The sequence below is a fragment of the Streptomyces sp. 13-12-16 genome (assembly GCF_002114215.1).
In the GTDB taxonomy this organism is placed as follows: domain Bacteria; phylum Actinomycetota; class Actinomycetes; order Streptomycetales; family Streptomycetaceae; genus Streptomyces.
Genome location: NZ_NCTE01000597.1, coordinates 1 through 4,720, shown reverse-complemented (window position 1 = coordinate 4,720; position 4,720 = coordinate 1). Strand labels below are relative to the sequence as shown.

Sequence of the window (4,720 nt, the reverse complement as noted above, 5' to 3'; positions counted from 1 at the left end):
CGGGGGGGGGGGGGGGGGCACCCCGCAAGCGCCGGGCCGCGCACCCCCACCCCCGGCCCACACCAACACCGGGGGCACCCCATGACGCGCCGCCCCCGGCACCCAAGCACGACCTCAGTCCTCCCCGTACCGAGGATCCACCGTCTCCGGCGTCAGCCCCAGCACCTCCGCCACCTGCTCGACCACGACCTCGTGCACGAGAGCCGCCCGCTCGTCCCGCCCCTTGGTACGGATCTCCACCGGCCGCCGGTACACCACCACCCGCGCCGGACGCCCGTCGCGGGCAGCCACGGTCCCGCCCAGCGGCACCGCCTCGTCACTCCAGGCCCCCCCGCCCGGCCGCGGCACGTCCAGCACCAGGAAATCGACGTCGGCCAGCTGCGGCCACCGCCGCTCCAGCCGCTCCACGGAGTCCTGCACGAGATCCGCGAACGTCTCCGCACGGCTCGCGGCGAGCGGCACCTGCGGAGGCGCGATCGGACCGCGCATGCCCCGGCCGTGGCGATCACGGCGTCGGGGTCCGGGGCCGGGGCCGGATCCGGCGGCACGGGGCGTCACAGAGCTGTCCATCACTGCGAAGCGTAGTCGTCACGTCGCCGCCCCGCCCGATCCCCGTCCGCCTTCCGGCCGACCCGCACGGCATGTCACAACATGACCATTCCAGCCAAGGTTGGGCTCGATTCCGTATCTCTCCGAGACCGATGACATCAAGGCAATTGACGGTGTTTGTGCCGACTGGTGACCGGAATCAGTACCGCCGAACCCCCCGAACCCCCGCGTCGAACCAGGTCAGCAAGGTGCCCCCAAAGGGGCATGTGGGGCGTTTCGTACCGCGACACGGTGGAGTGACCTGGTGGAGAGTCGTCGCGGCCCGCTCAAGAGTGCGGTACCGTCCAACCTCGTGAGCCCTGTACGTCGCTGTTCGCGCACCGCCTGCGGCCGTCCCGCCGTCGCGACGCTGACGTACGTCTACGCCGACTCGACCGCGGTCCTCGGCCCGCTCGCCACCTACGCCGAACCCCACTGCTACGACCTGTGCGCGGAACACTCCGAGCGCCTCACCGCACCGCGCGGCTGGGAGGTCGTCCGTCTGCTCGACGGCTCGGCCCCGGCCCAGCCCAGCGGGGACGACCTGGAAGCGCTTGCGAACGCGGTGCGCGAGGCGGCCCGTCCGCAGGAGCGGGCGGCGGGAGCGGGCGGCGGTTCCCGCACGGCGGACCCCATGGAGGTCGCGCGCCGCGGCCACCTGCGGGTACTCCGCTCCCCGGACAACTGACCGGGGCGATCCCCCTCCCCGTACCCCAGGCGCCACATAAACCCCCGCACGCCCATTGACGCCTCCTTGTCGCGGACACGACCATTCCGTTGGTACCCGGCGAGAAATCGCTTTCGCATGGCGGAATCCGGGAGGCGCCCGTGTACGTCCAGGAACTGGAACCCGTCGCCGGCTCGCTCGGCCTCTCCGCCCTGGTGGCGGCCCTGCCGCTCGTGATCGTCCTGGTCCTGCTCGGCGGCGTCCGGATGAAGGCGCACCTCGCGGGCCTGATCGGCCTGCTGGCGGCCGTCCTGGTGGCCTGTCTGGCGTACGGCATGCCACTGGACCAGACGCTCTCCAGCGGCGTCCAGGGCGCCTTCTTCGGCATCTTCCCCATCATGTGGATCGTCATCAACGCCCTGTGGGTCTACCGGATGACCGTCCGCACCCGCCACTTCGACGTCCTCCGCCGCTCCTTCGGCCGCCTCTCCGACGACCCCCGCATCCAGGCACTCGTCATCGCGTTCTGCTTCGGCGCCCTGCTGGAGGCCCTCGCCGGGTTCGGCGCCCCCGTCGCGATCTCCGCCGTGATGCTGGTGGCCCTCGGCTTCGACCCCGTGCGCGCCGCAGTGGTCGCGCTGGTCGCCAACACCGCGCCGGTGGCGTTCGGCGCCATGGGCACGCCGGTCGTCACGCTCGCCCAGGTCACCGGCCTGCCACTGGACTCCGTGGCGTCCGTCGTCGGCCGCCAGACCCCGCTGCTCGCCCTCGTGGTGCCGCTCGTACTGGTCTGGCTGGTGGACGGACGCCGCGGCCTGCGCGAGACCTGGATCCCCGCACTGGTCTGCGGAGCCGCCTTCGCCGTGGCGCAGTTCGTCGCCTCCAACCACGTCTCCGCGCAGCTCGCCGACATCGGGGCCGCCCTGGCCGGCGCGGGCGCCCTGGTCGCCGTGCCGCACGCGCGCGTGCCCGCCACCGAGGCCGTACGGACCTCCGTGCTGACCGGAGCGCGCAGCGAGGAACTGGACGAGGAGGACCCGCGCGGGGAGGTGGTGCGCGCCTACGCCCCGTACGCGCTGATCGTCGTGATCTTCTCCGTCGCCCAGGTCCCGGCGGTGAAGGACTGGCTCGCCGGCGCCACCCGGAGCTACGACTGGCCCTTCCTGGACGTCGCGGGCCCGGACGGCGAGCCCGTCGGCGGCAACGTGTTCACCTGGCCGGTCGTCTCCACCGGCGGCACCCTCGTCCTGTTCGCCGGAGTGCTCACGGCGGCGGTGATCGGGGTGCACGCGCGCGCGGCGGTCAGGGAGTGGCTGGCGACGGTCCACGAACTGCGGTTCGCGATCCTCACGGTGACGTCCGTCCTGGCCCTGGCCTACGTCATGAACCTCTCGGGCCAGGCGGCGACGATCGGCCACTTCGTCGCGGCGGCCGGGGCGGGCCTCGCCTTCCTCTCACCGGTACTGGGCTGGTTCGGCGTCGCCGTCTCCGGCTCGGACACCTCCTCCAACGCCCTCTTCGGCGCCCTCCAGGTGACCGCCGCCCAGCAGTCCGGGCTGTCGCCCGAACTGCTCGCCGCGGCCAACAGCTCCGGCGGCGTCCTCGGCAAGATGATCTCGCCGCAGAACCTCACCATCGCCTGCGCGGCCGTCGGACTGGCGGGCCGCGAGGGCGATCTGCTGCGCAAGGTGCTGCCCTGGAGCCTCGGCCTGCTGCTCGTGATGTGCCTGATCGTGGTGGGCCAGAGCACGGCGGCGCTCGGCTGGATGCTGCCCTGAGCCTCCCCGACGTCCGTGTCACCCTCTGCGGGTAGTTTGTGGTGACCGACAGGACTTCCGGAAGGGCTGGCCGTGGCTGCTGATCTGTCGCAGATCGTGAAGGCGTACGACGTGCGCGGAGTCGTCCCCGACCAGTGGGACGAGTCCCTCGCCGAGCTCTTCGGCGCCGCCTTCGTCCGGGTGACCGGCGCGACCGCCGTCGTCACCGGTCACGACATGCGGCCGTCGTCCCCCGGCCTCTCCGGCGCCTTCGCGCGCGGTGCGGCGGGCCGGGGCGCCGACGTCACCGAGATCGGCCTGTGCTCCACGGACCAGCTCTACTACGCCTCGGGCGCCCTGAACCTCCCCGGCGCGATGTTCACGGCCTCGCACAACCCGGCGCGGTACAACGGCATCAAGCTCTGCCGCGCGGGCGCGGCGCCGGTCGGCCAGGACACGGGCCTGACGGAGATCCGGGAACTCGTCGAGCGGTGGAGCGCCTCGGGCGCCCCGGAACCGACGGCCGGCCCCCGGGGAGCGATCACCCGGCGCGACACGCTGGACGACTACGCGGCACACCTGCGCTCACTCGTCGACCTGACCTCGATCCGCCCCCTGAAGGTCGTCGTCGACGCGGGCAACGGCATGGGCGGGCACACCGTCCCGACGGTCTTCGCCGGCCTGCCGCTCACCCTCGTCCCGATGTACTTCGAACTCGACGGCACCTTCCCCAACCACGAGGCCAACCCCCTCGACCCGGCCAACCTCGTCGACCTGCAGAAGCGGGTCCGCGAGGAGGGCGCCGACCTCGGCCTCGCCTTCGACGGCGACGCCGACCGCTGCTTCGTCGTCGACGAGCGGGGCGAACCGGTCCCCCCGTCCGCGATCACCGCCCTGGTCGCCTCCCGCGAACTGGCCCGCAACGGCGGCAAGGGCACGATCATCCACAACCTGATCACGTCCTGGTCGGTCCCCGAGGTCGTACGGGAGAACGGCGGCACCCCCGAGCGCACCCGCGTGGGGCACTCCTTCATCAAGGCCGAGATGGCCAGGACCGGCGCGATCTTCGGCGGCGAGCACTCCGCGCACTACTACTTCCGCGACTTCTGGAACGCCGACACGGGCATGCTGGCCGCCCTGCACGTCCTCGCCGCCCTAGGCGGGCAGCAGGGCACCCTGTCGGCCCTGGTCGCCCAGTACGACCGCTACGCCGGCTCCGGCGAGATCAACTCCACGGTCGACGACCAGGCCGCCCGCCTCGCCGCGATCAGGGCCGCGTACGAGGGCCGCGACGGCGTCACCCTCGACGACCTGGACGGCCTCACCGTCACCGCTTCCGACTGGTGGTTCAACGTCCGCCCCTCCAACACCGAGCCCCTCCTCCGCCTGAACGCAGAGGCCCGGGACGAGACGACGATGACCAGAATCCGCGACGAGGCCCTGACCATCATCAGGTCATGACCCCCAACCGCAGACAGCTGCCCACGTTCCGCCCCTGCGTTCCGCGGACAGTTGCCCGCGTTCCGCCCCTGCGTTCCGCGGACAGCTGCCCACGTTCCGCCCCCGCGTTCCGCGGACAGCTGTGCCGCCGTCCCCGCCGTTCCCGCGGGCAGCCGCATGCCGCCACCCACCGCGGGCAGTCGTGCCGCTGGGGCGGCACGGGTGGGCGCGACGGCACCCCGTAGTCGCCGGGCCGCGCAACCCCACT

4 protein-coding genes are annotated in these 4,720 nt (G+C 72.6%); 3 read left to right on the top strand and 1 reads right to left on the bottom strand.

Annotated features, from left to right (window positions below):
* Window positions 1-114: 114 nt before the first annotated feature.
* A complete protein-coding gene (locus B7767_RS23720) occupies window positions 115-570 on the bottom strand; it encodes a metallopeptidase family protein (RefSeq protein WP_085573978.1) in 456 nt (151 codons plus the stop codon).
* Window positions 571-853: 283 nt separating this feature from the next.
* Here B7767_RS23720 and B7767_RS23715 point away from each other — a divergent pair, with 283 nt between their 5' ends.
* The 3 genes from B7767_RS23715 to B7767_RS23705 all read left to right on the top strand — a co-directional run bounded on the left by B7767_RS23715 (window position 854) and on the right by B7767_RS23705 (window position 4,473).
* Window positions 854-1,276, top strand: coding sequence for a DUF3499 domain-containing protein (locus B7767_RS23715; protein ID WP_085573977.1), 423 nt, complete (start codon window positions 854-856; stop codon window positions 1,274-1,276).
* Between the two features lie 140 nt (window positions 1,277-1,416).
* Entirely contained in the window at window positions 1,417-3,033 is a 1,617-nt protein-coding gene (locus tag B7767_RS23710; protein WP_085573976.1) for an L-lactate permease, read from the top strand.
* Window positions 3,034-3,105: 72 nt separating this feature from the next.
* Window positions 3,106-4,473, top strand: coding sequence for a phosphomannomutase/phosphoglucomutase (locus tag B7767_RS23705; protein WP_085573975.1), 1,368 nt, complete (start codon window positions 3,106-3,108; stop codon window positions 4,471-4,473).
* Window positions 4,474-4,720 lie beyond the last annotated feature (247 nt).

Excerpts from the sequence above, each read along its gene's own strand:
- B7767_RS23720 (WP_085573978.1), bottom strand. The coding sequence starts at position 570 with ATGGACAGCTCTGTGACGCCCCGTGCCGCCGGATCCGGCCCCGGCCCC.